The organism is Rhodanobacter spathiphylli B39, from assembly GCF_000264295.1.
Classification (GTDB): domain Bacteria; phylum Pseudomonadota; class Gammaproteobacteria; order Xanthomonadales; family Rhodanobacteraceae; genus Rhodanobacter; species Rhodanobacter spathiphylli.
On the sequence record NZ_AJXT01000038.1, the window covers coordinates 1 to 450 of the forward strand.

Genomic DNA, 450 nt, shown 5'->3' on the forward strand with positions numbered 1-450 from the left:
GACACGATCACGGGTTCGGGCCAGACCTACCAGCTGGACAACACCGTTGCCAACCAGGGCAGCAGTGGCCTGGTGGGCTGGAGCTCGTTCGAGAACATCAGCGACGCCACCGGCACGGTCAACTTCGGCACCAACGGCGGGGTCACCGGCACCATCGCGGTGCAGACGCTGGACTTCGGCAACTACCTGCAGGATCTGACGCTGAACGTGGATACCGGCGCGATCTCGGGTGCCAGTGGCAGCTTCAGCGGTTACACCACGGTCAATGCGAACGCGGCGCAAAGCAACACGGTGACCGGTACGAGCCAGACCTATGCGCTGGACAACACGGTGGCCAACCAGGGCAGCAGCAACGGCTACAACTGGGGCGGCTTCCAGAACATCAGCGACGCGACCGGCACGGTGAACTTCGGTACGGCCGGCAGCCTTGCCGGCAATGTCGCGGCGCAG

The 450-nt window shown here is 64.7% G+C and carries 1 protein-coding gene; it reads left to right on the forward strand.

Annotated features, from left to right (window positions below):
* The coding region (locus UU7_RS18665) for a hypothetical protein (RefSeq protein ID WP_007808759.1) at window positions 1–450 on the forward strand (450 nt) is incomplete at both ends.